The 22,778-nt window shown below is 51.5% G+C and carries 22 protein-coding genes, 1 other RNA gene and 1 pseudogene; 16 read left to right on the top strand and 8 right to left on the bottom strand.

The window, feature by feature from the left end:
• Window positions 1–36 precede the first annotated feature (36 nt).
• Window positions 37–732 (bottom strand): YtjB family periplasmic protein, encoded by a 696-nt coding sequence (locus DCX48_15920; GenBank protein QXE15880.1) that lies wholly within the window; start codon window positions 730–732, stop codon window positions 37–39.
• A gap of 156 nt (window positions 733–888) precedes the next feature.
• Between DCX48_15920 and DCX48_15915 the strand changes: the two genes are divergently transcribed.
• From DCX48_15915 to nadR, 3 genes are all read left to right on the top strand, one after another.
• Entirely contained in the window at window positions 889–1,866 is a 978-nt protein-coding gene (locus DCX48_15915) for a phosphoserine phosphatase (protein QXE15879.1), read from the top strand.
• A 17-nt stretch (window positions 1,867–1,883) separates the two neighbouring features.
• On the top strand, window positions 1,884–3,266 hold the full coding sequence (gene radA, locus DCX48_15910; GenBank protein QXE15878.1) for a DNA repair protein RadA: 1,383 nt from the start codon (window positions 1,884–1,886) through the stop codon (window positions 3,264–3,266).
• A 132-nt stretch (window positions 3,267–3,398) separates the two neighbouring features.
• Window positions 3,399–4,652 carry a multifunctional transcriptional regulator/nicotinamide-nucleotide adenylyltransferase/ribosylnicotinamide kinase NadR gene (nadR, locus tag DCX48_15905; GenBank protein QXE15877.1) on the top strand — a complete coding sequence of 418 codons (1,254 nt, stop codon included), beginning with the start codon at window positions 3,399–3,401 and terminating at the stop codon, window positions 4,650–4,652.
• Here nadR and DCX48_15900 read toward each other — a convergent pair.
• The 3 genes from DCX48_15900 to zapA form a co-directional block, all read right to left on the bottom strand.
• Window positions 4,649–5,290 carry a 5-formyltetrahydrofolate cyclo-ligase gene (locus tag DCX48_15900; GenBank protein QXE15876.1) on the bottom strand — a complete coding sequence of 214 codons (642 nt, stop codon included), beginning with the start codon at window positions 5,288–5,290 and terminating at the stop codon, window positions 4,649–4,651. The two genes, nadR and DCX48_15900, sit on opposite strands and share 4 nt — an antisense overlap.
• Window positions 5,291–5,329: 39 nt before the next feature.
• A non-coding RNA gene (ssrS, locus tag DCX48_15895) (6S RNA) lies at window positions 5,330–5,514 on the bottom strand.
• Between the two features lie 74 nt (window positions 5,515–5,588).
• Complete coding sequence (zapA, locus tag DCX48_15890; GenBank protein ID QXE15875.1) at window positions 5,589–5,918, bottom strand: cell division protein ZapA; 330 nt, start codon at window positions 5,916–5,918, stop codon at window positions 5,589–5,591.
• A 192-nt stretch (window positions 5,919–6,110) separates the two neighbouring features.
• Between zapA and DCX48_15885 the strand changes: the two genes are divergently transcribed.
• The 8 genes and pseudogenes from DCX48_15885 to DCX48_15850 all read left to right on the top strand — a co-directional run bounded on the left by DCX48_15885 (window position 6,111) and on the right by DCX48_15850 (window position 13,089).
• Window positions 6,111–6,698 (top strand): YecA family protein, encoded by a 588-nt coding sequence (locus tag DCX48_15885; protein ID QXE15874.1) that lies wholly within the window; start codon window positions 6,111–6,113, stop codon window positions 6,696–6,698.
• A 105-nt stretch (window positions 6,699–6,803) separates the two neighbouring features.
• On the top strand, window positions 6,804–8,129 hold the full coding sequence (locus tag DCX48_15880) for a Xaa-Pro aminopeptidase (protein QXE15873.1): 1,326 nt from the start codon (window positions 6,804–6,806) through the stop codon (window positions 8,127–8,129).
• Window positions 8,130–8,174: 45 nt separating this feature from the next.
• On the top strand, window positions 8,175–9,353 hold the full coding sequence (locus tag DCX48_15875; GenBank protein ID QXE15872.1) for a 2-octaprenyl-6-methoxyphenyl hydroxylase: 1,179 nt from the start codon (window positions 8,175–8,177) through the stop codon (window positions 9,351–9,353).
• Between the two features lie 28 nt (window positions 9,354–9,381).
• Window positions 9,382–10,593 carry an FAD-dependent 2-octaprenylphenol hydroxylase gene (locus DCX48_15870; protein ID QXE15871.1) on the top strand — a complete coding sequence of 404 codons (1,212 nt, stop codon included), beginning with the start codon at window positions 9,382–9,384 and terminating at the stop codon, window positions 10,591–10,593.
• A 545-nt stretch (window positions 10,594–11,138) separates the two neighbouring features.
• Window positions 11,139–11,618 (top strand): Hcp family type VI secretion system effector, encoded by a 480-nt coding sequence (locus tag DCX48_15865; protein ID QXE15870.1) that lies wholly within the window; start codon window positions 11,139–11,141, stop codon window positions 11,616–11,618.
• 6 nt (window positions 11,619–11,624) lie between these two features.
• Complete coding sequence (locus DCX48_15860; GenBank protein QXE15869.1) at window positions 11,625–12,380, top strand: hypothetical protein; 756 nt, start codon at window positions 11,625–11,627, stop codon at window positions 12,378–12,380.
• An 18-nt stretch (window positions 12,381–12,398) separates the two neighbouring features.
• Window positions 12,399–12,695 carry a DUF2645 family protein gene (locus DCX48_15855; GenBank protein QXE15868.1) on the top strand — a complete coding sequence of 99 codons (297 nt, stop codon included), beginning with the start codon at window positions 12,399–12,401 and terminating at the stop codon, window positions 12,693–12,695.
• Window positions 12,696–12,781: 86 nt separating this feature from the next.
• Window positions 12,782–13,089: pseudogene (locus DCX48_15850) on the top strand (DUF2645 family protein).
• Window positions 13,090–13,120: 31 nt separating this feature from the next.
• On the opposite strand, the gene DCX48_15845 reads toward DCX48_15850, so the two are convergent.
• Both DCX48_15845 and DCX48_15840 read right to left on the bottom strand, forming a co-directional pair.
• Complete coding sequence (locus DCX48_15845) at window positions 13,121–14,158, bottom strand: NADP-dependent oxidoreductase (protein ID QXE15867.1); 1,038 nt, start codon at window positions 14,156–14,158, stop codon at window positions 13,121–13,123.
• A gap of 94 nt (window positions 14,159–14,252) precedes the next feature.
• Entirely contained in the window at window positions 14,253–14,759 is a 507-nt protein-coding gene (locus DCX48_15840; protein ID QXE15866.1) for a TIGR00645 family protein, read from the bottom strand.
• A gap of 325 nt (window positions 14,760–15,084) precedes the next feature.
• Here DCX48_15840 and rhaT point away from each other — a divergent pair, with 325 nt between their 5' ends.
• Window positions 15,085–16,119, top strand: a complete 1,035-nt coding sequence (gene rhaT / locus DCX48_15835; GenBank protein ID QXE15865.1) for an L-rhamnose/proton symporter RhaT — start codon at window positions 15,085–15,087, stop codon at window positions 16,117–16,119.
• A gap of 299 nt (window positions 16,120–16,418) precedes the next feature.
• Here the strand turns inward: rhaT and DCX48_15830 are convergent, their stop codons facing one another.
• Window positions 16,419–17,033, bottom strand: coding sequence for a DUF1440 domain-containing protein (locus tag DCX48_15830; protein ID QXE15864.1), 615 nt, complete (start codon window positions 17,031–17,033; stop codon window positions 16,419–16,421).
• Window positions 17,034–17,315: 282 nt separating this feature from the next.
• Window positions 17,316–17,504, bottom strand: coding sequence for an MEKHLA domain-containing protein (locus DCX48_15825; GenBank protein QXE15863.1), 189 nt, complete (start codon window positions 17,502–17,504; stop codon window positions 17,316–17,318).
• A gap of 149 nt (window positions 17,505–17,653) precedes the next feature.
• Here DCX48_15825 and DCX48_15820 point away from each other — a divergent pair, with 149 nt between their 5' ends.
• The 4 genes from DCX48_15820 to DCX48_15805 are packed head-to-tail and all read left to right on the top strand — an operon-like array spanning window position 17,654 to window position 22,769.
• On the top strand, window positions 17,654–19,267 hold the full coding sequence (locus DCX48_15820) for an ABC transporter substrate-binding protein (GenBank protein ID QXE15862.1): 1,614 nt from the start codon (window positions 17,654–17,656) through the stop codon (window positions 19,265–19,267).
• A complete protein-coding gene (locus DCX48_15815; protein ID QXE15861.1) occupies window positions 19,245–20,204 on the top strand; it encodes an ABC transporter permease in 960 nt (319 codons plus the stop codon). Before DCX48_15820 ends, DCX48_15815 begins: the two co-directional genes overlap by 23 nt.
• Complete coding sequence (locus DCX48_15810) at window positions 20,197–21,063, top strand: ABC transporter permease (GenBank protein QXE15860.1); 867 nt, start codon at window positions 20,197–20,199, stop codon at window positions 21,061–21,063. Before DCX48_15815 ends, DCX48_15810 begins: the two co-directional genes overlap by 8 nt.
• On the top strand, window positions 21,060–22,769 hold the full coding sequence (locus tag DCX48_15805) for an ABC transporter ATP-binding protein (protein QXE15859.1): 1,710 nt from the start codon (window positions 21,060–21,062) through the stop codon (window positions 22,767–22,769). The genes DCX48_15810 and DCX48_15805 overlap by 4 nt, the downstream gene beginning before the upstream one ends.
• Window positions 22,770–22,778 lie beyond the last annotated feature (9 nt).

The following is a 22,778-nucleotide window of genomic DNA, read 5'->3' as shown; positions in this document are numbered from 1 at the left end:
CAAACAGGGCGTTTGTACGGGGTGGCCGTCAGCGTGTCAGAGGCTTTTCTCTTCCCCGTCTTTTTTCACTACCACGCTGCCATCAGACTGCGTTTCACTCTCTGTCTCATCTTCTTCTTTCACTGGCGTACTGGCAGTAAGAAGATAAGGTGACTGCTGCCAGCGGGTACGACGATTCTGCAACAGCGTGCGGGTCAGAATGATGCCGATAGCCAGTGAAAGTAAAATCATCAGACGCAGAATATTGGTGGTGTTATCCACCTGTCTGGCTTCAGTCGCCAATACATGGGTATCCAGCGTGATGCGCAGGAAGCCGATAGGCCCCTCTTTTCCCTCAATCGGCTGCACCAGTTGATGGTTAAAGTAGCTACCAACCCGATTGCCGTCCAGCGCCAGCCGGTCTCGCAGTTGCACCTGTTCACCGATATGCGCCACCAGCGAACCATCCTGCTGGTACACGCCAGCATCCAGAATACGGCTGTTATCGGTAAGCTGTTTGAGGATGGTAGTAATCTTTTGGCCGTTATCATCCACGTTACCCATCAGCGGCGAAAGACTATAAGCCACTTGTCTGGACAGCGTGCGTGCCAGATCTTCAACCTGCTCAGAACGTGCCATCTGGTGGCTCAGACTGAAATAGGACGCGCCTTGCATTAATATCACCAGCAGGGCGAGACAGATCAACGCAATCGCCGTGCGGTGTAGACGAAATTTTACCCGGGCGCGAACCATGATAATCCTTACACGATTTGGATACTTTCATGTTGCCAGAAGCGCCGACGATAGGATAGCTTGTTGCCCAGTTTTTGAAGGGATATGTTTGGCCGACGCCACATCCCTTTTTATCACACGACTTTATCGCACTACTGCCAGCAGAGGATTTTCCCCATGTCGAATAGTCTGACCTATCGTGATCTCCCGAATGAGATCAACTGTTGGCCGGGACTGCCATTATCACTGAGCGGTGACGAAGTGATGCCGCTTGACTACCGCGCTGGCGATACCGGCTGGCTGATTTATAGCGACGTCCTCGATAAAAACCTGATTTCTCGCTACCAGCGTAAACTGGGAAGCGCCATGGTTATCGTTAGCGCCTGGAACGTGGGCGATTATCAGGTTGTCCGTTTAGCGGGCACACTGACGCCACGTGCAACCAAGCTGGCTCACGAATTGGGTATCGATGTCGCTGCCATGAGCAACGCGCCAACGCTGCGTTCGCCGGGTTTACTGGTCATGGACATGGATTCCACTGCGATTCAGATCGAATGCATTGATGAAATCGCCAAGCTGGCAGGCAGTGGCGAACTGGTGGCCGAAGTCACTGAACGCGCGATGCGTGGCGAGCTGGATTTCGCCGCCAGCCTGCGTCAGCGGGTTGGGACATTAAAAGGTGCCGACGCCACTATTTTACAGACGGTACGCAAAACGCTGCCGCTGATGCCGGGCTTGAATAATATGGTTAGCCAGCTTCAGGAAGCGGGTTGGCACGTAGCGATTGCATCGGGCGGGTTTACCTACTTTTCCGATTATTTGCGTGACGAATTAGGTCTGGTCGCCGCCGTTGCCAACGAATTAGGTATGCAAGATGGCAAACTGACCGGTGAAGTCATCGGCACGATTGTCGATGCAAAATATAAAGCCACGACGCTGCAACAGTTAGCGGAAAAGCTGGAGATTCCAATGCACCAGACCGTTGCTATCGGCGACGGCGCAAACGATCTGCCGATGATCAAGACAGCCAGCTTAGGCATTGCCTATCACGCCAAACCCAAGGTCAATGAGCAGTCTGCGGTAACCATCCGTCATGCCGATCTGACCGGTGTGCTCTGCATCCTCAGCGGCAGCATGAGACACGAAAAGCGTTAATCAGTAGGAGGTGATACGTGGCAAAAGCCATCAAACGGGCGTTTGTATGTAATGAATGCGGAGCTGACTATCCGCGCTGGCAAGGGCAGTGTAGTGCTTGCCACGCCTGGAACACCATTACCGAAGTTCGCCTGGCGTCGGCGTCCGTATCACGATCTGACCGTCTCACTGGTTATGCGGGTGAGAGCGCAGGTGTCAGCCGGGTGCAAAAGCTCTCAGAAATCAGCCTTGAAGCGTTACCTCGCTTTTCCACTGGCTTTCTGGAGTTTGATCGCGTTCTGGGCGGCGGCGTCGTTCCAGGCAGCGCCATTCTAATCGGCGGTAGCCCCGGCGCGGGTAAGAGTACGCTGTTACTGCAAACGCTCTGCAAGCTGTCAGAACATATGAAAACCCTGTACGTCACTGGGGAAGAATCATTGCAGCAGGTGGCGATGCGAGCGCACCGCCTCAATCTACCAACTCAGAATCTCAACATGCTGTCGGAAACCAGCATCGAACAGATTTGCCTGATTGCCGAGCAAGAACAGCCGAAGTTGATGGTGATAGACTCCATTCAGGTCATGCATCTCACCGACATTCAATCGTCTCCCGGCAGCGTGGCGCAAGTGCGAGAAACCGCCGCCTACCTGACGCGCTTCGCTAAAACGCGCGGCGTCGCCATTGTGATGGTCGGCCACGTCACCAAAGACGGCTCACTCGCCGGGCCGAAAGTATTGGAACACTGTATCGACTGTTCCGTACTGCTGGACGGCGATGCAGACTCGCGCTTTCGCACGCTGCGCAGCCATAAAAACCGTTTCGGTGCCGTTAACGAGCTAGGCGTGTTCGCCATGACGGAACAAGGGCTGCGTGAGATCAGCAATCCGTCAGCCATTTTCCTCAGCCGTGGTGACGAAGTGACGTCTGGCAGTTCAGTCATGGTGGTATGGGAAGGTACGCGTCCGCTGCTGGTCGAGATTCAGGCGCTGGTAGATCAATCGATGATGGCCAACCCGCGTCGCGTTGCGGTCGGGCTGGAGCAAAACCGATTAGCGATTCTGCTGGCGGTACTGCATCGCCACGGTGGCTTACAAATGTCGGATCAGGATGTGTTCGTGAATGTCGTCGGCGGCGTCAAAGTGACCGAAACCAGCGCCGATCTTGCGCTTCTGCTATCGCTGGTTTCCAGCTTCCGCGATCGCCCGCTGCCACAGGATCTGGTCATCTTCGGTGAAGTCGGTCTGGCAGGCGAAATTCGTCCGGTTCCCAGCGGCCAAGAACGGATTACCGAAGCCGCCAAGCACGGCTTCAAACGCGCCATCATTCCTCATGCCAATATGCCGAAGAAAGCTCCAGCCAGTATGCAGGTATTCGGCGTGAAAAAACTGGCCGACGCGCTGGCGATCCTCGACGACCTCTAAACCAACGACAGAAAGCCATCCGCAGCTCTTCCCTCCTGTTAACCTTGAGCTAAAACAGGGGTGTGAAAGAGTAGCGGACGTTGCCTTATCTTGTGGTATTTTGTTTAGTAGGCTAAACAAGAGTGTTGCACCATGTCATCATTTGATTACCTGAAATCCGCTATCCGCCAGAAGGGTTGCACCCTACAGCAGGTTGCCGACGCAACCGATATGACCAAAGGCTATCTCAGTCAATTACTTAATGCCAAAATCAAAAGCCCTAGCGCACAAAAACTTGAAGCGCTGCATCGGTTTCTTGAGCTGGAATTCCCACGCTACGAAAAGAATATTGGCGTCGTCTTCGGCAAGTTCTATCCGCTACACACCGGCCACATTTATCTGATTCAACGCGCATGCAGCCAGGTCGATGAACTGCATGTGATTTTAGGTTACGACGAGCCGCGCGACCGTCTGCTGTTTGAGAACAGCTCAATGTCACAGCAACCTACCGTCAGCGACCGTCTGCGCTGGCTGTTGCAGACCTTTAAATATCAGAAAAATATTCATATTCACGCCTTTAATGAGCAAGGGATGGAACCCTACCCGCACGGCTGGGATGTGTGGAGTAAAGGGATTCAGGCGTTCATGCAGGAAAAAAGCATCGCACCCAACTTCGTCTACACCAGCGAAGAACAGGATGCTCTGCAATATCGTGAGCATCTGGGCATTGAGGCCGTCTTGATCGACCCGCAGCGGTCCTTTATGAACATCAGCGGCTCCCAGATCCGCCACGATCCCTTCCGTTATTGGGACTATATCCCAACCGAAGTGAAGCCGTTCTTTGTGCGTACCGTTGCTATTCTTGGCGGGGAATCCAGTGGTAAATCCACGCTGGTAAACAAGCTGGCTAATATCTTCAACACCACCAGCGCCTGGGAATATGGTCGCGATTACGTGTTCTCCCATCTGGGTGGCGACGAGATGGCCTTGCAGTATTCCGACTACGACAAAATCGCGTTGGGTCAGGCACAGTACATTGATTTTGCGGTAAAATATGCCAATAAAGTGGCCTTTATCGACACCGATTTTGTCACCACTCAGGCGTTCTGCAAAAAATATGAAGGCCGTGAACATCCGTTCGTTCAGGCACTAGTCGACGAATACCGCTTCGATCTGGTGATTTTGCTGGAAAACAACACGCCGTGGGTAGCCGACGGGCTGCGCAGTTTAGGCAGTACCACCGCTCGTTCGGAATTCCAGGACCTGCTGAAAACGATGCTGGCTAAAAATAATATCCCATACGTGTACATCAAAGAACCGGATTACGATTCGCGTTTCCTGCACTGTGTGGAATTGGTACAGCAGATGTTGGGCCACGATCGGTCGCCCGAACAGATAAAAAACTAGCGCGTGTTCCACTGCCAATGACGGGAGGGGGTAATAATTTCCGGCAACGGAATGTCCCAACTTTCGACTGGTAGTGCGTCAACCTGCTGACAATCGTGGGCCAGTCCAATTGGGTAAGGCCCGCGAGACATCTGGTTGCGATACTGCAGCGTACGGTCGTAAAAACCACCGCCCATGCCCAAGCGCTGCCCCTGATGATCAAACGCCACCAGCGGCGTCAGAAGAATATCCAACTGAGGTAACGGCAAAACCTGACGTACATCCAGACGCGGTTCCATAATCTTCAGACGATTGCGCACCAGCTCGGTGTCCAGCGCATAGCGCAGAAACAGCAGATATCCAGCGCGAAACGGATGCAGGACTGGCAAGTAAACGCGCTTTCCCTGCTGCCACAGCTGTTGAATCAACGGGTGCGTATCCAGCTCGCCATCAAACGACAGGAATACTGCCACGCTATCTGCCCGTATGATTTTTGGGTGTGCCATGACGCGTTCACACGCCTGTAGTGCAAATAATCTCTGCTGTTCCGGCGTCAGTAAACGCCGCTGCTGGCGCACAGCCTGACGAATCTGCTGACGTGATGCTGCCGTAGAGGATGGTGAAGTGCTGGGAAGAATTGACGTATCAGAAGATGACATGGGCTGCATTCGCCACGGGTCAAGAGTGATAAAAGAAAGGGGATCTCCGAGATGCCGCCGCAGGCTGTAACCCTTGAACCCTTGGTTCAAGGTGAACATAACGTCGCAGTCTTAAGGCTTCTCGGACGAACCGAGCTTGCGCACCAACCGCAGAGCATTACATTCTGTTTGGTATAAAATATCGGCTCAGGGGACTGGCCCGCTGACAAACATCTCAGAGAAATTTTATTCGTTACTTGCGATAAACCTTAGCACGTCTTATCGCGTAAAAACACCGTACTTTTGTCAAAATACGACGTTATTCAAATTGTGTACCCTGACGGTCCGTGATCTTGCCCTGTTCCAGCAACGCCTGCTCGATGGTCTGCTGCAACATACGAATACGCTGTTCCATATTCGATGCATAATCACGCGTCTTACCCCGCTCCTGCGCCAGTTCATGGCACACATTTAGCGCAGCAATAAACACCAGTTGCTCAGTGTTTGTGACTCTAGTGCGAACTTTAAGATCTTGCAACCGCTGGTTAAGATCTTCCGCTGCCTGATTCAACGCTTCCTGTTGTTCTGGCGGACAATTCACTCTTAACGAACGGCCAAAAATTTGAATATCTACTGGTTGTGCAGACATACCACCTTCCTGCCTTTTTTCGTTCTTGCGCCCGCGTGCCGCATAGCATGAGCATTACCCGTTACATCGGGTTCGTTAAAGCGGGCGCAACTATATATAGCCGAGATCTAAGATACAAGCCCTTTCTGGAATCCAAAGGGAGCTTGGTGGTAGCATAGCACGAACCAATTCAGCCAACGATGACGAATCCGCATGTCTATAGAGAATACGTTTCCTGCCTATGAAGGCCTTAACCAACTGCTTCACCAACAGCAAGTCGCGCTGACCGCAGCAGAAATGCACGGCTTGATCAGCGGTATGCTGTGTGGTGGAAACCATGACGACAGTTGGAGAACGCTGGTTTTTGAACTGACCAATGAAGGTATGGCGTTTACTCAAACGCTGTCTCAGCCGCTTCAGGACCTGTATCAAGCCACGCGAGAAGCACTGGAAGATGATGGCTTCATGTTTCAGCTTTTCCTGCCAGATGATTCACTGGACGAGGTGAGCGTCTTCGATCGCGCCGATGCGCTGGCAGGCTGGGTTAACCACTTTCTGCTTGGCCTGGGCGTCATTCAGCCGAAGTTGAATAAGGTTAAAGGCGAGCTGAAAGAAGCTATTGAAGATTTACGCAACATCGCACAGCTTGGCTATGACGAAGATGAAGATCAGGAAGAGCTGGAGCAATCAATGGAAGAAGTAATTGAGTATGTTCGCGTTTCTGCCATTTTGTGCCATACCGAATTTACCAACCAACGCGTTGTGACGGCACCCGAACTGCAAAAGCCAACGCTGCATTGATTTTTATGCAAGGCGGTCTTATGAAAAACGCTATTTTATAAAAAGCGTGCCTTATTGAGGTCGGAAGGGAAAGGTAACCGCACGGACAATTTTCAGGAGCAGGTGATGAATCCACAAGAATTTCTTCGTCGTCGTCAGGGTCTGTTGGAAAAAATGGCACCAGGCAGCGCAGCGATTATTTTTTCCGCGCCGGAAGCGCAGCGCAATGCCGACAGTGACTACCCTTATCGTCAAAATAGCGATTTCTGGTATTTCACGGGTTTCAACGAACCAGAAGCCGTTCTGCTGCTGGTAAAAAGCGATGTCAAACATCATCACAGCGTAATCTTCAACCGCGTTCGCGACCTGACGGCCGAAATCTGGTTTGGCCGTCGCTTGGGTCAGGAAGCGGCACCCACCAAACTCGGCGTTGACCGCGCACTGCCATTTGGCGAAATCAGCACACAGCTGCATCTGTTATTGAATGGGCTGGACGTGGTGTACCACGCGCAGGGGCAGTACGATTACGCCGACAAGCTGATTTTCTCCGCGCTGGAAACCCTGCGCAATGGCACCCGTCAGGGGCTTGCCGCGCCTACCACGCTGACCGACTGGCGTCCTTGGGTGCATGAAATGCGCCTGTTCAAATCGCCTGCGGAAATCAGCATAATGCGTCGCGCCTGTGAAATTACGGCGCTAGCTCATACACGAGCTATGCAAAAATGCCGCCCAGGCATGTATGAATATCAGCTCGAAGGCGAAATTCACCACGAATTTACCCGTCACGGCGCACGCTACCCGTCTTACAACACTATCGTCGGCAGCGGTGACAACGCCTGCATCCTGCATTACACCGAAAACGAAACACAAATGCGCGACGGCGATCTGGTGCTGATTGACGCTGGCTGTGAATACAAAAGCTATGCTGGCGATATCACCCGCACCTTCCCGGTCAACGGTAAGTTTACCGCGCCGCAGCGTGCTATTTACGACATCGTGCTGCGCTCACAGCTGCGCGCACTGGAGCTGTTTGGGCCGGGCCGCAGCATCCGCGAAGTCAACGAAGACGTGGTGCGCATCATGGTTAGCGGGCTCATCAAGCTCGGCGTGATGAAGGGTGAAGTCGAAGAACTGATTGCCGAACAGGCTCATCGTCAGTTCTTCATGCACGGCCTCAGCCACTGGCTGGGTCTGGACGTGCACGATGTGGGCAATTACGGATCCACCGATCGAGGCCGCCCGCTTGAGCCGGGTATGGTGCTAACCATCGAACCGGGTCTTTACATCGCACCCGATGCCAAAGTGCCACAACAGTATCGGGGTATCGGTGTGCGCATTGAAGACAACATCGTGATCACCGAAAACGGTAATGAAAACCTGACAGCGGGCGTAATCAAAGACGCTGATGCCATCGAAGCGCTGATGGCGCAACGGCATGACACGCAGCACTAAGCAGTTCCTTCAGAGGACAACGACATAATTGCAAAGGACAACAGCATGGCGGTCATGATTGTCGGTGGTGGAATGGCGGGCGCGACGCTGGCGCTGGCGATATCACGGCTCTCACAGGGCACAATACCGGTTGACCTTATCGAGGCATATTCACCACTCGACAAGGAACACCCGGGTTTTGACGCGCGTGCCCTCGCGCTGTCTGATGGCACACGCCAGCAGCTAGCGGCGCTGGGTATCTGGCAAGCGATGTCTGGCAATGCAACGGCGATAACCGACATTCACGTCAGCGAACGCGGGCATGCCAGCGTAGTGAATCTGCACGCGGCGGATTATCACGTTCAGGCATTGGGCCATGTGGTTGAACTGCACGACGTCGGTCAGCGTCTGTTTTCCCTGCTGCAACAGGCACCGGGCGTGCGTCTGCACTGCCCAGCCAAAGTGGTTGCCGTCACGCGGACGCAACAGAACGCCACGCTAACGTTGGATAATGGCACTGCGCTCACAGGCCAGCTACTGGTTGCCGCCGATGGGTCACATTCTATGCTGTCGCAATCCTGCGGGATTCACTGGCAACAGCATGAGTATGATCAGGTCGCGGTGATCGCCAACGTGACCACCGCCGAACCCCATCGCGGGCGCGCATTTGAGCGGTTTACCCCGCACGGTCCGCTGGCGCTGTTACCGATGAGTAACGGTCGCAGCTCACTCGTCTGGTGCCATGATAAACATCGTCAACACGACGTCGATGGATGGAGCGAAGCCGAGTTTCGCCAACAGCTACAGTTGGCTTTTGGCTGGCGTCTGGGGCAATTCACCCACATCGGCGAACGCCATAGCTATCCGCTACGCTTGCTAACCGCCAGCCAGCACACCAGCCATCGGCTAGCGCTGGTCGGCAACGCGGCACAAACGCTGCATCCGATTGCCGGACAAGGCTTTAATCTGGGAATTCGCGATGTCATGTCGCTGGCAGAAACACTCGTCGAGGCGGCGAAAAACCAGCAGGATATCGGCCAGTACAGTGTGCTCAGCCGCTATCAACAACGCCGCGAACCCGATCAACACACCACCGTCGCGATCACCGATGGGCTGGTCAGGCTATTTGCTAACCGCTATACCGCGCTGGCGGTCGGCCGCAATCTGGGCCTGATCGCCATGAATAACTTGCCGCTGATGCGCGATGCGTTTGCCCGTCGCACACTCGGCTGGGTAGAACGTTAATTAAGCTCGCCAACAGGAAAATACGGAAATGCAATCATTCGACGTGGTTATTGCCGGTGGCGGTATGGTCGGTCTGGCGCTCGCCTGCGGCCTACAGGGTAGCGGCCTGCGCATCGCCGTGCTGGAAAAACAGGCAGCCGAGATTCAGCCTCTCGGGAAAGATCATGCGCTGCGCGTCTCTGCTATCAATGCCGCCAGCGAATGTCTTCTTCGTCATATTGGCGTCTGGGAGAATCTCGTGGCGCAGCGCGTCAGCCCTTACAACGATATGCAAGTCTGGGACAAAGACAGCTTCGGAAAAATCAGCTTTAGCGGTGAAGAATTCGGCTTTTCCCATCTTGGGCATATCATTGAAAACCCAGTGATTCAACAAGTACTGTGGCAACGCGCCTCCCAACTAAGCGACATCACCCTGCTCTCCCCTACGTCATTAAAACAGGTCGCCTGGGGTGAGAACGAAGCCTTTATTACGCTGCAGGACGACAGCATGCTGACTGCCCGACTGGTGGTCGGCGCTGACGGTGCACATTCATGGCTGCGTCAGCATGCGGATATTCCGCTGACCTTTTGGGATTACGGCCACCACGCGCTAGTCGCCAATATTCGTACCGAACACCCACATCAGTCCGTAGCACGTCAGGCATTCCATGGCGACGGTATTCTGGCGTTTCTGCCGCTGGACGATCCGCACCTCTGTTCGATTGTCTGGTCACTTTCGCCGGAGCAGGCACTGGCGATGCAAAGCTTGCCAGTGGAGGAATTCAACCGTCAGGTTGCGATGGCGTTTGATATGCGGTTGGGGCTGTGTGAACTGGAAAGCGAGCGTCAGACTTTCCCGCTGATGGGACGTTATGCACGCAGCTTCGCCGCGCACCGGCTGGTGCTGGTCGGCGACGCAGCACACACCATCCACCCGCTGGCAGGACAAGGCGTCAATCTGGGCTTCATGGATGTCGCCGAACTGATTGCCGAGCTGAAGCGCTTGCAGACGCAGGGTAAAGATATCGGCCAGCACCTTTATCTGCGACGCTATGAACGCCGCCGCAAGCACAGCGCCGCCGTGATGCTTGCCAGCATGCAGGGATTCCGTGAACTGTTTGACGGCGACAATCCGGCGAAAAAGCTGCTGCGTGATGTCGGTCTGGTACTGGCGGACAAACTACCCGGAATTAAACCCACACTGGTCCGTCAGGCAATGGGATTACACGATCTGCCAGACTGGCTTAGTGCTGGTAAGTAATAGATCTATACCCCCAATAATTCGATTTTCAGGACAAAACGTTAACGTTTTGAACAACGCAAAGCGTTGGCCCTTTAGGGCGAGGCACATGTATGGGCCTCGTAACGCGGCAACTGCACGAATCCTCAGGAGCTTACACAGGTAAGTGACTGAGGTGAGTAAGAGAAGCCAACGTACATGCAGCTTGAAGTATGACGGGTATATAATGGATAATAAACCTCACTGCTTAGGTGGCGAGTTACCTCAATAACGTTTATTTTTAATTAAATTAGCAATCAACTATTAGCCAGCGTGTTATTTAATCAGCTAATATTAGCTCATTTATATGATGTAATTAGTCATATAAATATAATTAGCATGATAACAAGAAATATTTTCTCTCCGCCATAAATTTATCATTAAAAACAAATAATTAACTATTTTTTGAAAGCATTCCCTCCTAAACCAAATCCGAATATTGATTAAAAACCAGTCCTCTCTTTTATTTAAAAGAAATTTACGTTATAACGACTCCAACAAGGATTTTTTAACAGGGAGTTACACGAATGGCTAATTCTATTTTCATGAAGATAACGGGTAAAATTCAGGGATTAATTTCTGAAGGATGTTTAAGTATCGACTCGGTAGGAAATAAACATATTTCTGGTCACGAAGATGAAATTTTTGTTTATGCGACAAATTACGATCTATCAAGAGATCGACACGTCAATCATCACCCCTTTTCCGTGACCAAAGCCGTTGATAAATCCACACCGCTAGTCCTAACCAGCATCGCCAATAATGAACTATTAGAAGTTGAGTTGAGATATTACCGCACTTCCGCCAGCGGGACACAAGAGAACTACATGACAATAACATTGAGGGATGCCTCTATTGTCAATCTCTCTAATCAAAATCCTAATTCATTGACGCATAACGATATGCAACCGTTTGAAACCCTAAGCCTGCGTTATGAAAGCATTACCTGCCAACACAATATTGCAGGTACATCGGGGTACAGCATATTAACTGAAAATATGTACTGATAAACCATGAATAAATTCAATGATATTATCGACGAATGCGACCTTAGTTTTTCCGATTGGGGAAAGAACTATCCGCGCTGGTCTTCGCTTGATGCTGCTTGGTGGAAAACATTTGGTGGTGATGATTATTTAAACAAATACAAAGATGGCTATATCGTTTTCCATCGAGAAAAAATAAAAGAGATCGCCCGACAATATAAAATATCTTCTATTCTTCTCGCATCGGTTGCCCATGCAGAAGCCGGAGGAATGGTTGACTATTTCAAGTATCCAACATTATTTGGCAGGCAGGTGGTGCATTCTTACAGTGGCTGGCCAGGAAAGGAAAAAATCATACCGTCCCCAGAGAAAACATCAATAGGTATTATCGCCATGCAAATTAGGGTGGTTGCCGAAATTTTCGGCAAGAATCCCAGTGCACTAAGGAATGCTGAAGCAACATACATCTCCATCTGCTTAAATAAGGATAATTTTAACCTGACAATGGTCGCGCGCCATCTTTACGAGTTAATCAACTATGACTATCCCGGTACTGACACGTTGAATCTAACCGACGAACAATTCATCTTAGCGGGTGCGCGCTACAATAGAGGTGTTCAACGTAGTCGTAGTGATTTGATTCGATCGATAAATGCAGAAAAAGATTTGATAGAAGTAAGGGACTGGACGTCATACGGTAGATCGATGCTAAACCATCGAGAAAAAATAACAAAACTGCTTTATGAGGTTACGACTCCGCCCCAGAATAGTGACAGTAATTAAAATTACGAGAACTCTTACATGCCAAACTATAGCAACATAACTTACAATATTCTATTTTATTTTTATTCCACTCTCTGCGCTTTGATTATATTGATCACGTCAATAAGAGATTACGAAGGGATGGTTGATGGGGTAGAAATAATAAATCTCTGTGAGATACCTGAAGGCGACTCCGATGGTTTCTTTTCGTTTATTATTATCCCGCTATCTATCCCTTTCTTCATTGTAAAGAAAAGTTTAGCTAGGGCAATTACTTATATTATTTTATTGTTTTACTATTTTTGGAGTTTTTATATTAGATTTAATTTTTGCTAAAAAAACCATACCCCCTTCGCATAGTAGCCTGGGGTTATAAAAAAACATCATTAATATGCGGCTAAACACGGCTGGGTGATTGATAATTGTTAAGAAAAACCGGCTATATCTACAACGTCTATTTTTATACCTATGCCGCTTTATGTTTTTTTTTAATCAATGCTTTTTCTACCATCGAATATGAATGGATGATAGATGGCGACTCAGTTGCAGATTTCTGTGAAGTACCGAGAGCCGATGCTGATGCTGATGCTGATGCTTTTTTAAACTTCATCATCATTCCTTTATCCATCCCTTCTTTTTTGTCAAAAAGAGCACAGCCAGAATAATTACTTATCTTATTGTTTTACTTTATTATTCATGGAATTTTCATATCCGTTTCACTCTATGTTAAGCCTCGCCGCCGCAGCGGCGAGTTCGGCGTATCAGGCATCCGGCCCGATTCTGATCACCAACTTACCGAAATTGCGACCATGTAATAGACCGATAAAAGCTTCCGGGGCATTTTCCAGACCGTCGACAATCTCTTCCCGATATTTGATCTTGCCTTGCGCAACCCACGGCGAAACCTCTTTCCAGAATTCGTCAAAACGATGACCATAGTCATCAAAAATGATGAACCCCTGCATGCGAATACGCTTCTTCAGGAGAGTCCCCGCCAGCAGCGGTAAACGGTCTGGGCCATCAGGTAACCCTGTGGCATTGTAGCCAGAGACTAATCCGCACACCGGAATACGCGCCGAGGTATTCAGCAGCGGCAGCACCGCGTCGAAGACTTTCCCACCAACGTTTTCAAAGTAGATATCGATGCCCTGTGGGCAAGCTTGCTTCAGTTGTTCGGCAAAATCATCAGCCCGGTGGTCGAGACAAACATCAAACCCAAGAACCTCAACCGCGTAGCGACATTTCTCCGCCCCACCAGCCACACCGACAACCCGGCAGCCTTTCAGTTTCCCGATCTGGCCAACCGTCGCGCCGACAGGACCCGTCGCAGCAGCCACTACCAATGTTTCACCCGCTTTCGGTTGGCCGATATCCGTCAGCCCCATATAAGCAGTGAAGCCCGGCATGCCCAGAATACCCAGCGCATAGGAAGGATTAGTCGGCGACTGCCCCAGATTGGTTAATCCTTTACCGTCAGAAATCGCATAATCCTGCCAGCCGCTGTAGGACAACACCCAGTCGCCCGTCTGATAATCCGGATGTTTTGACTCAACCACGCGGCTGATGGTTCCACCGACCATCACGTCATTCAGTTCGACCGGTTTGGCATAAGAAGGCGCGTCGCTCATGCGGCCACGCATGTAGGGATCGAGAGAAAGAAACACGGTACGCAGCAGCACTTGCCCCGAATCTACGGATGGTACAGCCTGTTGTTCCAGACGAAAATTATCTTGTGTAGGCGCCCCGTGCGGGCGTTGAGCCAAAACCACACGGCGGTTGATGCGATCGATTTGCGTCATAATATCCTCCATTAGACAAAGCGCATTGATGAAATCACTTCGTTAACAATAGGATCTGTTCTTTCTTCTGGCTACGCAAACCGTGCGGCGTTGATTATGCTGTTTTGCTTTTTTCGTAACGCGACATGCGATCCAGATACCCCATGACGAGCGCAGACAGCACAAACGTCAAATGGATAATCACATACCACATCAGCTTGTTATCCGGGATATTACGGGCATCCATGAACACGCGCAGCAGGTGGATTGACGAGATAGCGACAATCGAGGCGGCCACTTTATTTTTTAGCGAGCCGGAGTCCATCTTACCGAGCCAGTTCAACTTTTCTCTGCCATCGGTGATGTCTAATGCCGACACAAAGTTTTCGTAACCGGACAGCATTACCATCACAAGCAGTCCGCCAACCAGCGTCATATCGATCAGCGACAGCAGCACCAGCACCAAATCTGCCTCTGCCATATCAAAGATATTGGGCAGGACGTGGAACACCTCCTGGAAAAACTTAATCGCCAGCGCCAGTAAGCCCAGCGATAGCCCAAGATAAACAGGAGCAAGCAGCCAGCGCGATGAGTACATCAAATTCTCAATAAAACGTTCCATAACTCACTATATGCAGGAGGAAAAGAGGGAAATAATAGCGAAAAGACCTGCTGTGGTGTTAATCAATTCTTGAACAGAATGCACCATCCACGGAATGCTCTACCCTATCGCCTCCTCAGAGATGAATTCGTGTTTTGTGATCCTGCCTATATCAACCTTCAAACCGATGCCGTTCCTCCCCCCCTTGTGGCACGCATCTGAAGGTGCGCATTTTTTCACCTCCCTACACTGTTTAGCGCCAGCAAGTCTGGCAGCAATCATACACCGCACTCTACATTCAGAGCCGAATACAGGCTTACCACAAAGTAAAAACAAGGGGTTACGCATGAGCAATCCTATTCTTCTTGGTATTTTCTGGCACTTCATCGGCGCGGCTAGCGCAGCCTGCTTCTATGCACCGTTTAAGCAGGTCAAAAACTGGTCGTGGGAAACCATGTGGTCACTCGCCGGATTTTTCTCGTGGATTATCCTGCCCTGGAGCATCAGTTGGTGGCTACTTCCTGATTTTTGGCGCTATTACGGTTCGTTCGATATGGCGACCCTACTCCCCATCTTTCTCTTCGGCGCCATGTGGGGCATCGGCAATATCAACTATGGCCTGACGATGCGCTACCTCGGCATGTCAATGGGCATCGGTATCGCTATCGGCGTGACGCTGATTATCGGTACGCTGATGACGCCCGTCCTACAAGGTAAGTTCTCGGTTTTGTTTGGCTCGCCAGGTGGGAAAATGACACTACTGGGCGTGCTGGTCGCAGTCATCGGCGTCGCGATTGTCAGCTACGCTGGCTTGCTGAAAGAACGCGCACTCGGTATTCGTGCCGAAGAATTCAGCCTGAAAAAAGGGCTGATTCTGGCCGTGATGTGCGGGGTCTTCTCCGCTGGCATGTCCTTTGCGATGGACGCCGCCAAACCAATGCACACCGCCGCACAGGCGCTGGGAATTAACTCGCTGTATGTTGCCCTCCCTAGCTACGTGGTGATCATGGGCGGTGGTGCCATCGTCAATCTGGGCTTCTGTTTCATCCGTTTGGCAACCTGCAAAGGGATTTCACTAAAAGCCGATCTGGCACAGGCTAAACCGTTACTGATTGCCAATGCGCTCTTCGCCATTCTGGGCGGCGTTATGTGGTACTTGCAGTTTTTCTTCTATGCCTGGGGGCACGCCAACATTCCGGCAGACTACACCTATATCAGTTGGATGCTGCACATGAGCTTCTACGTGCTGTGCGGTGGCATCGTCGGCTTGCTATTTAAGGAGTGGAAGGCCGTGGGTCAGAAACCCGTACGCATGCTGGTTCTGGGCTGCGTGGTGATTATTCTGGCAGCGAATATTGTCGGCTTGGGAATGGCCGTGTAAGCGTTTCATCATCGTGTTCGGTGCCACCAGACGATCATCGAACGCGATGGCTAAGGCAAAAAAAGCGTATTACGTTTCACTGAATGATCAGAATGTAGCAACCCGATTGCTCAGGCAACAGGCTCTCTAGGAAAACTGGGGCGGTTCAGATGTGTTTATGACCAAGGAAATCAAAACGCCCTGAGAGGGTCTCAAGGCGTTCAGGAATAGATTTCAATTTTTACTGCGAACTTATTTTTACCGTAATACAGAAATAATAAGCATCGCAATATTTTATATCTCTAAAATAAAATCACGACTTATCGTGAAGCATTCAAAGGAATCTCTGGATCAGGCTCGTGAGTCATACGATTACGTAAATCACGACGAATAATCTCAATAGACCAAAACCAAATCAAGTGACCCACTATTTCTGATACATGTTCATACATCGGGAGAACAAACAGAGAAGGAGTCAAGCCCATCAATGGGAATGAAATCATATGGACAAACAGTTGAGCCAGCGCACCAGCCAACAGCCCTTGCCATAATTTTATTTTAGGAAATACTTCTGCAACAACGCAATAACCTAAAGCAAAAACAATAGAGAAAACAATATGAGTCACACCAACCCAATTGAATACGTGGCCGGCAAAAGTATAAACAGCCGCATTAGGGTCAACAACCCCAAGCCAATCGCGTAAAAAGATGTAGGGAGGGTTAAGAAAATTACGAGAGCAATCAATTTGCTCAGCAGCTCTAATCAGTGATTCAGGAACACAAGCACTACTAAACATATCGGTAGGGCTACGTGGAGGAAGCGGATTTTCTGCGCCCCACTTTACAAAAGATGAAACAATACCTGCAATCAAACCAATAAAAGCAGCGAGTCCATAGCGTCTCCGAGATGGAGGTGTTTGTTCAAAAAAGTTCATTTTTTTACCAATCTAACCATTAGAGGTTATATTCTTACATAGGTATTATGTACTTATAAAGATGTTAATTGACATATCGAACAATCTCTCTAGTACACTTCGTTATTAGGAATGAGGTTTTAAATTTTATAAAACAACAAGAAGAAATCATGAATTTGTTTTTTGTGAAACTTTTATGAAAAAATTGAAAAACTAGATTCGATAAATCATACAAAATGTATATTTATTCCGAGAGGAATGAATAACAATTCGCCAATAAATAGCCGATATAAAATAGTTTGGTTATTTTTTTGTGAAACCATAACACTTTAGCAACTCATTCTGCTCACGCCTAAATAGCGCGGCCATCCCCCATAGTGCCCCATCCTGATGACGTAATTGCCACACTGCGCCGTCATAAATCGGAAACGTCTGGCCATTTTTTCTGACCCGGATTCCGCTGTAATCATAGACAATCCCTTGCTGAGACACGTTTTCAAGAAACGGCTAATGACCTTTTGTATATATATTTTTATGGAATTGAAAATCCATTTTTATTCTTTTACATGCATAAGGCCGCCCTCTAGAGTAGCGAAAAGATCGCCGTGTATGGCCTCATGTCATCGTAAAGGACACAGGGAATGGAAAAAAATCACCCGCAAGTTACGACCCTCGCCGCAGGATTACTTTCGCTGCTTTTCGCACTCAATCCCGGTGCTTACGCTGCACAAAGCGGTGAAAAACCAGTCTCTGGCGGTATTCTAAATGTAGGGCTGGGTAGCGATACGCCGATTATTGACCCGCACATTACGGCCTATGGCGTAACGGCACTGATTTCCCGCAACGTGGTGGATTCACTGGTAGGACAAGCAGAAGATAACCGCTTTACGCCTTGGCTGGCGGAAAGCTGGAAAATTAACGATGACAACACCGAATACACCTTCCATCTGCGTAAAGATGTCACGTTTAGCGACGGCACCAAGCTAGATGCAGAAGCGGTGAAATACAATATTGAGCGTATTCTCGATCCCAAAACCACCTCCAGCTATGCCAAATCACTGTTAGGTCCTATCGACAAGATCTCAACACCGGATGCCTATACGGTGGTTATCCACTACAGCTCGGCGTTTGCACCACTGTTACAGGGGCTGAGCCTGCCGTATCTGGGCATTCAGTCACCGACTTACCTGAAGAAAACGCCAAACACCAGCAACACCGTCGTAGGTTCCGGGCCGTTTATTCTTGATTCCTTTGTGAAAGGCAGCGGCAGCAAGCTGACGAAACGCCCTGATTACAACTGGGGACCGGGCTATGCCAAACATACCGGTCCAGCCTATCTGGATGGTTTGGTCTTCAAATATCTGCCGGAAGCCTCAGTCCGCCTTGGTGCGTTGAGCAGCGGCCAGATTCAGGCGATTGACGCCGTACCACCGGCCAATTTCCCGACGGTGAAGCGCAATCCGAAACTGGAAGTCATTACCTATGAAAACCCGGGCGTTAACCGCGTACTCTATCTCAACACCACCAAAGGCCCATTCCAAGATGTCGCGGTGCGTAAGGCATTCCAGAGCGCAGTAGATACCAACGCAGCGGTAAAAGTCGCCTTCTTCGGTACGCTGAAAGCCGCCGATAACGTCCTCGGCCCAGCCACGCTGTACTACGATCCGAGCGTCGCGTCACGCTGGGGCTTCGATGTGAAAAAGGCTAACGAACTGCTGGATAACGCAGGCTGGAAACAGAAAGACAGCGCGGGCTACCGCACCAAAGATGGCAAACGCCTGAGCGTCAGCTTCGTCTACGCCACCACCAATGTGGAAGCAGCAGACGTCGCATTGTTCCAGGCCGTGCAGTTTCAGGTGAAGCAGGCAGGCTTTGACGTCCAGTTAACGCCGGTCGATGCGGGTGAATTCACCACGCGCACCAACGCTAACGAATACGACATCGCGTCTAACTTCTTCGTGCGTGCAGAGCCAGATATTCTGCGTACCGTGTTCGATTCAGCCTATGCGCCACCGAACGGTAACGGCTTTACGCGTATCAGCGTGCTGGACGACAAACTGAGAAAAGCCATCGGCGCGGGCGAAGCAGAACGTAAACAGCTCTATACCGAGATACAAAACGAGGTTATCGATCAGGCATATGTGGTTCCTCTGTACGTTCCTGCTTATCAACTCGGCCTGTCAAAACAGGTACAAGGTATAAGCTGGGCGACAAACGCAAAACCGAACTTCTATGATGTCTGGATTAAACGTTAATCTGTACGCGTTAGGCAAACGTCTACTCACTATTCTGGCTGTGCTCTGGGGCGCAGCCACATTGACGTTTATTGCCGTCAAACTTATTCCCGGCGATCCAGTTGCTATTCTCAGCGGCGGCGATAACGTGGTGGATGAAGCCTATCGCGCCGTACTCATCAAACAGTTCGGGCTGGATCAGCCGCTGTGGGTGCAATATTTGCGCTACTGCTGGCAAGCGTTACAGGGCGATTTTGGCGTCAGCTATCTCTATCGTCTGCCGGTCGGCGGCGTGATTAGCGATGCCATGCAAGAAACCCTGCCGCTGGCGATCGGTGGCCTGATACTGGCTTTGTTCCTCGCCATTACCAGCGCGTTACTCACCGCGGGCCGCTATGGGCCGCTGCGTACCGCCGTATCGTGGCTCGAACTGACGCTGCTTAGCACACCGGTCTACTGGATTGGTATCGTGCTATTAAGCTTGTTCAGTTTTCGCCTGCAATGGTTTCCGGTCACTGGCAACGACGGTTTTATGTCGCTGGTGTTGCCCGTTATCACCCTCGGCTTGCCAATTGCCGCCATTCTTAGCCAGGTACTGCGCGACGGTCTGGAAGATGCACTCTCCCAGCCGTTCTCGTTAACCGTGCGCACACGCGGCGTCAGCGAAATTCGATTACGATTTCGTCATGGTTTACGCCACGCGGCGCTGGCAGCCTCAACGCTGACTGGCACGTTGCTGGCAAGCGTACTCGGTGGCTCCGTGCTGACCGAAACCGTATTTGGCCGCGCCGGTATTGGGCAGGTCACGCTAAGTGCAATTGAAAACCGCGACATGCCGCTGGTGCTGGGCGTCGTGATGCTATCCGCTTTCCTGTTCGTCGTCATCAATCTGCTGGTGGATGCGCTGTACCTCCTCATCGATCCCCGCTTACGCAAGAAGGCGAGCGCCCATGAGTAGTGAACCGATGCCCTTCACGCAAATACCATCACGAAAAACCTATCGCAGCCCGTGGCTGAGCACGGCGACGCTGCTGCCTGCCGCTATCGTTTCCCTGCTGGCGCTGGCGGTCTTTTTTCCGTCGCTGTTTACCAGCCGCACCGCAGATGAAATGGATATGGGCGCGGTATTTCAGTCGCCAAATGCCACTTATTGGTTCGGCACCGATCAACTCGGGCGCGACATTTTTTCCCGCATCGTTCACGGCACGTCGCTGTCGCTGGGTATTGGCGTAGGCGCGATGCTAATCGCCTGCTTCGGCGGCGTGCTGTTTGGTACGCTGTCGGTGCTCGCGCCGCTGCGCATTCGTCAGCTTCTGGTACGTCTGCTGGACATCATGCTGGCGTTTCCCGACCTGCTGTTGGCGCTGCTGGTGATCGCTGTACTGGGACGCGGCCCGGAAAACACCATGCTAGCCGTTGGTCTGGCGGGGATTGCTGGCTATGCGCGTTTGATCCGCTCTCAGGTGCTGCAAGTCAGGCTATCCGGCTATGTCGAGCATGCGATTGCGCTGGGCGAACACCCGCTGTATATCGTCTTCCGCCATATCATCCCCAATACGCTGCGCCCGCTGTTGATTGTCGCCACCATTGGCGTCGGTCATGCGGTGCTATCCGCCTCAGCGCTGAGTTTTCTGGGGTTGGGCGTCGTTCCACCGACCGCCGAATGGGGTGCGCTACTGGCTGACGGACGCAACTTCCTTGATATCGCGCCCTGGGTCAGCCTGCTGCCTGCCAGCGTTGTGGCACTGTCGGTGATTTCCATTACGCTGCTGGGGCGTCGTTTACAGACTATTTTGGCCAAAGGAGAGGCACGATGAGCCTGAACCCACTTTCTCATTCCTCTCATTCCTCTTCAGACGCCTCGGCGAAGACGCCGCTGCTACGTGTAGACGGCTTGAGCGTCACCTTTCCCAGCCCCTTCGGCCCTATTCGTTCGGTTAAAAACCTCTCTTTTCAGGTGAATGCCGGAGAAATTCTGGCACTGGTCGGCGAGTCTGGTTCAGGGAAATCCGTCACCGCGCGCACGCTGGTTGGCCTATCCGGTGAAAACGTTGACGTACAGGCCAATGCGATTGAGCTCACGCGCCATGACGGCAGCCTGTGTGATTTACGCTATCTGACCGATCGCGACTGGCGGGCGATTCGCGGCCGTGAAATCGGTTTTGTTTTACAGGATGCGCTGGTGTCTCTCGACCCGCTGCGCAAGATCGGGCAGGAAGTTGCTGAACCGATTTTGACCCACCGCCTGTTACCCCGTGAGCAGATTCCCGCCCGCGTCGCCGAACTCCTGACAAAAGCAGGGATTCCTGACCCAGAGAATCGGGCAGCCCAGTATCCGCACGAACTGTCTGGCGGCCTGCGCCAACGTGCGCTTATTGCTTCTGCATTAGCGGCAGGCCCGCAGTTACTGATTGCCGATGAACCCACGACGGCGCTGGATGCCACGGTGCAAAAGCAGGTGCTGAAAGTCTTCGCCGCATTAGCACAGGCTGGTCACGGCGTCCTGCTGATCACTCACGATCTTGCCGTTGTTGCAGACATCGCGGACCGCGTCATCGTTATGCAACAAGGCTCGTTGGTAGAAGGCGGCGAGGCGCGACAGCTCCTGTCAGCACCGACACATCCCTACACCCGCAGGCTACTGGCGGCGATCCCAACGGCTTCTACACGAGGAAAGTGGCTGGCTGGTGTCGATCCGTTACAGAACGGCATTACGCCATCAGCCGCATCGCTGGCAGCAAATCACGCCAGCACCGACGACACTATTGCACTAACGGCAGATCGGATTGCGGTGTCGTTCAAGCGACCAGACGGCAGCCGAATGCAGGCCGTCAATCAGGTTTCACTCCAGATTAAACGGGGCGAAACACTGGGTATCGTCGGGGAATCTGGCTCGGGCAAAACCACGCTGGGGAAAGTCATTCTGGCGCTACAAAAGCCGGACAGCGGCGAAGTTCGACTCGCGGGCAATGCCTGGAGTGCGCTGACGGAACGCGAACGCCGACCGCTACGAGCCCGCATTCAGACGATCACGCAGGATCCGCTCAGTTCGTTCGATCCGCAATTTACCGTCGCCCAGATTCTACGCCAGCCGCTACGCTTGCGTCGCGATCTGAGCGACGATGAAAAACAGCGGCGTATTCTGACGCTGCTGGAGTATGTCGGGCTAACACCGGATCTACTGACTCGACGTCCAACCGCGTTATCTGGTGGGCAACGTCAGCGCGTCTCTATCGCACAGGCACTGGCTTCAGATCCTGAAATTCTGATCTGTGATGAGCCGGTATCGGCACTGGATGTCACCACACAGGCGCAGGTGCTGGATTTACTGGGGGCGTTGCAGCGCCAGTTGGGGCTGACGATGCTGTTCATTTCACACGATTTGGGCGTAGTGCAGCATATGAGCCACCGAATCGCGGTGATGAAGGACGGGGATATCGTAGAAACTGGGCCAGTCGAACAGATCTTCAACCAACCGCAGCATCCCTACACGCGACTGCTGCTCTCGACGGTGGCGGAATAGTTTTGTCGA

It is taken from the genome of Pectobacterium atrosepticum, from assembly GCA_019056595.1.
GTDB lineage: Bacteria > Pseudomonadota > Gammaproteobacteria > Enterobacterales > Enterobacteriaceae > Pectobacterium > Pectobacterium atrosepticum.
The sequence above is the reverse complement of the archived record's forward strand: the minus strand, read 5'-3'. Positions and strand labels throughout refer to the sequence as shown.

Bases quoted from the DNA above. Each gene is read 5' to 3' on its own strand.
- DCX48_15920 (QXE15880.1), bottom strand. From the start codon at position 732: ATGGTTCGCGCCCGGGTAAAATTTCGTCTACACCGCACGGCGATTGCG.
- DCX48_15915 (QXE15879.1), top strand. From the start codon at position 889: ATGTCGAATAGTCTGACCTATCGTGATCTCCCGAATGAGATCAACTGT.
- nadR (QXE15877.1), top strand. From the start codon at position 3,399: ATGTCATCATTTGATTACCTGAAATCCGCTATCCGCCAGAAGGGTTGC.
- DCX48_15900 (QXE15876.1), bottom strand. From the start codon at position 5,290: ATGTCATCTTCTGATACGTCAATTCTTCCCAGCACTTCACCATCCTCT.
- zapA (QXE15875.1), bottom strand. From the start codon at position 5,918: ATGTCTGCACAACCAGTAGATATTCAAATTTTTGGCCGTTCGTTAAGA.
- DCX48_15885 (QXE15874.1), top strand. From the start codon at position 6,111: ATGTCTATAGAGAATACGTTTCCTGCCTATGAAGGCCTTAACCAACTG.
- DCX48_15880 (QXE15873.1), top strand. From the start codon at position 6,804: ATGAATCCACAAGAATTTCTTCGTCGTCGTCAGGGTCTGTTGGAAAAA.
- DCX48_15875 (QXE15872.1), top strand. From the start codon at position 8,175: ATGGCGGTCATGATTGTCGGTGGTGGAATGGCGGGCGCGACGCTGGCG.
- DCX48_15870 (QXE15871.1), top strand. From the start codon at position 9,382: ATGCAATCATTCGACGTGGTTATTGCCGGTGGCGGTATGGTCGGTCTG.
- DCX48_15865 (QXE15870.1), top strand. From the start codon at position 11,139: ATGGCTAATTCTATTTTCATGAAGATAACGGGTAAAATTCAGGGATTA.
- DCX48_15860 (QXE15869.1), top strand. From the start codon at position 11,625: ATGAATAAATTCAATGATATTATCGACGAATGCGACCTTAGTTTTTCC.
- DCX48_15855 (QXE15868.1), top strand. From the start codon at position 12,399: ATGCCAAACTATAGCAACATAACTTACAATATTCTATTTTATTTTTAT.
- DCX48_15845 (QXE15867.1), bottom strand. From the start codon at position 14,158: ATGACGCAAATCGATCGCATCAACCGCCGTGTGGTTTTGGCTCAACGC.
- DCX48_15840 (QXE15866.1), bottom strand. From the start codon at position 14,759: ATGGAACGTTTTATTGAGAATTTGATGTACTCATCGCGCTGGCTGCTT.
- rhaT (QXE15865.1), top strand. From the start codon at position 15,085: ATGAGCAATCCTATTCTTCTTGGTATTTTCTGGCACTTCATCGGCGCG.
- DCX48_15830 (QXE15864.1), bottom strand. From the start codon at position 17,033: ATGAACTTTTTTGAACAAACACCTCCATCTCGGAGACGCTATGGACTC.
- DCX48_15820 (QXE15862.1), top strand. From the start codon at position 17,654: ATGGAAAAAAATCACCCGCAAGTTACGACCCTCGCCGCAGGATTACTT.
- DCX48_15815 (QXE15861.1), top strand. From the start codon at position 19,245: ATGATGTCTGGATTAAACGTTAATCTGTACGCGTTAGGCAAACGTCTA.
- DCX48_15810 (QXE15860.1), top strand. From the start codon at position 20,197: ATGAGTAGTGAACCGATGCCCTTCACGCAAATACCATCACGAAAAACC.
- DCX48_15805 (QXE15859.1), top strand. From the start codon at position 21,060: ATGAGCCTGAACCCACTTTCTCATTCCTCTCATTCCTCTTCAGACGCC.